General features: G+C 70.2%; 3 protein-coding genes. All 3 read right to left on the bottom strand.

Annotated elements, in window-relative coordinates:
- Positions 1 to 533, bottom strand: a 533-nt coding sequence (locus FJ091_22060) for an amino acid permease (protein MBM4386034.1), incomplete at its 3' end; no start/stop codon positions are given.
- 59 nt (positions 534 to 592) lie between these two features.
- Positions 593 to 1,900 carry an aminotransferase class III-fold pyridoxal phosphate-dependent enzyme gene (locus FJ091_22055; GenBank protein MBM4386033.1) on the bottom strand — a complete coding sequence of 436 codons (1,308 nt, stop codon included), beginning with the start codon at positions 1,898 to 1,900 and terminating at the stop codon, positions 593 to 595.
- A gap of 4 nt (positions 1,901 to 1,904) precedes the next feature.
- Positions 1,905 to 2,644, bottom strand: a 740-nt coding sequence (locus FJ091_22050) for a sulfoacetaldehyde acetyltransferase (GenBank protein ID MBM4386032.1), incomplete at its 5' end; no start/stop codon positions are given.

Below are 2,644 nucleotides of genomic sequence, written 5' to 3'. Positions count from 1 at the left end.
GGGAAGAAGCCGCCGTGCGCGGTGAGATTCGCGAAGCCGCCGTCGGCGCCGGGCCAGAGGCCGAGCGCCCACGCCGAGCCGGCGATCAAGAACGCGACGATCGCGGCCACCTTGATCGACGCGAACCAGAACTCCGTCTCGCCCCACGTGCGCACCGAGAGCAGGTTCAGCGCCATGAACAGCGCGGTGAGCGAGAGCGTGAAGATCCACGGCGCGACGTCGGGGAACCACACCCGTAACAAGTCCGCGCCCGCGACCGCTTCGAGCGCGACCACGATCACCCAGAAGTACCAGTACATGAAGCCCGTGAGGAAGCCCGCGCGCTCGCCGAGCGCGAGCCGCGAGTACTCGTAGAAGCCCCCGATGGCGGGAAACGCGACGGCCATCTCGCCGAGCATGCGCATCACCAACACGACGAGCGCGCCGGTGATCGCGAACGAGAGCACCGCCGCCGGGCCGGCAGCTTTCACGACGACGCCGCTGCCGACGAAGAGTCCCGCGCCGATCACGCCGCCGAGCGCGATCATCTGCATGTGCCGGCTCTGCAGCGAGCGGCGGAGTCCGCTCTGCGCGTCCGCGTCTACGGCCTCGCTCACGCCCACTTCCCTAACACGTCGCGCAGAATCCCCACGGCTTCATCGACGTGGGCGCGCTCGCTCACGAATGCGGGCGCGAGCAGCAGCGCGTCGCCGGTTGCCTTCACGTGCAGGCCCGCGTCGAAGAGGCGCTTCTGCACCTCGTTGCCGGCGAGGCCGGGCGCGTCGTCCTTGGTGCGCACGTCGACGCCTGCGAGGAGGCCGTAGCCGCGCACGTCGGCGACCGCGGGCAGGCTCTGCAGCGAATGCACTTGCTCCAAGAAGTAGGGAGAGAGCGAGCGCGCCCTCTCGAAGCTGCGTTCGGCGTCGAACAGCGCGAGCGCGGCGAGGCCGGCGGCGCACGCGGCGGGATGCGCCGAGTACGTGTAGCCGTGGAAGAACTCGGGCGCGTGGCGCGGTCCGCGCTCGACGATCGTGTCGTGGATGTCGCGGCGCGCCGCGACGGCGCCCATCGGCTGCGCGCCGTTGGTGATCGCCTTGGCCATGGTGATGAGGTCGGGAGTGACGCCGAACTCCTGCGCGGCGAAGGCGCGGCCGGTGCGGCCCCAGCCCGTAATCACTTCGTCGAACACGAGCAAGATGCCGTGCTGCGTGCACAGCTCGCGCACGCGCTCGAGGTAGCCGAGCGGCGGAGGCAGGCATCCGGTGGAGCCGGCGATCGGCTCGATGAAGACGGCGGCGATGTTCGCGAAGCTGTGGAGCTGGCCGAGCCGCGCGATGTCGTCGGCGAGCTCGACGCCCTTTTCGGGGAGGCCGCGCGTGAAGCGGTTCTCGGGCAGGTGCGTGTGCCGCATGTGCACCACGCCGGGCACGCCGCTGCCGAAGCTCTCGCGGTTGCGGACGAGGCCGGAGAGCGCGACGCCGCCCATGTTCACGCCGTGATAGGCGCGCTCGCGCGAGATGAACATCGTGCGGTGGCCTTCGCCGCGCGCGCGGTGGTAGGCGAGGGCGATCTTCATCGCGGTGTCGACCGCTTCGCTGCCCGAGTTCGCGAAGAACACGCGGTCGAGGCCGCGCGGCGTGAACTCCGCCACGCGCGACGCGAACGAGAACGCCTTTGGGTGCGCGCGCGTGAACGTGGGCGTGAAGTCGAGCGTGAGCAGCTGTGCGTGCACCGCGTCCGCGATCTCTCGGCGGCAGTGGCCGAGGGGCGTGCAGAAGAGGCCCGACGAGCCGTCGAGGATCTTGCGCCCGTCCGGCGTGAAGTAGTGCACGCCCTCGGCGCGCTCGAACATGCGCGGCTCGCTCTTGAACTCGCGATTCGGCGTGAAGGGCATCCAGAAGTGGTCGAGCGCGAGCGCCATCTCGTCAGGCCTTCTTGGCATTGAGGGCGGCGTACTTCGCGAGGTGGCGCACCGGCGGCTTCAGCGCGTCGCGGCGGAATGGGTCGCCGAGCTCGCGCGTGACCATGATCTCGAGCACGGTCGTGCGGCCGTCGCGCTGCGCCGCGCAGGCGTCGCGGAGCGCGTGGCCGACGTCGGAGAGCTTCTCGATCGTGACGCCGTGGGCGCCGAGCGAGCGCGCCACGTTCGCCCAGCTCGGGTTCTCGAGGTTCACGCCCACGAAGCGGTCGTCGTAGAAGTCGACCTGGTTCTTCTTCTCCGCGCCCCACTGCTGGTTGTTGAACACGACCGCGGTGACCGGGAGCTTCTCGCGCACGCAGGTGAGCAGCTCGCCGAAGCTCATGCCCCACGCGCCGTCTCCGACGTAACAAATCGCGGGGCGCTCGGGCGCCGCGGCCTTGCAGCCGATCATCGCGGGGAACGCGTAGCCGCAGTTGCCGAACATCATCGCGCCGAACATCGAGCGCGGGCGTTCGAAGCGCAGATACGAGTTCGCGATCTGGCAGATGTTGCCGATGTCGGTGCTGACCATCGCGCCCTCCGGCAGCGCAGCCTCGAGCTCGCGCAGCACCTGACGCGGGTGCAGATACGCGGAGCCGCGCATCTCGCGCACGCTCCACGCGTCCTGCTCGTGATCCCAGCTCGCGCGCTCCTCGGTCCAGCGCTGCTTCTCGCGCGCGATCGTGGCGGCGCGCTCGGCGCGCG

This window comes from Deltaproteobacteria bacterium, from assembly GCA_016875395.1.
Classification (GTDB): domain Bacteria; phylum Myxococcota_A; class UBA9160; order UBA9160; family UBA6930; genus VGRF01.
This window is presented reverse-complemented; position numbering and strand designations above follow the sequence as displayed.

Coding starts and splice junctions, on each gene's coding strand:
- FJ091_22055 (MBM4386033.1), bottom strand. CDS start 1,900: ATGGCGCTCGCGCTCGACCACTTCTGGATGCCCTTCACGCCGAATCGC.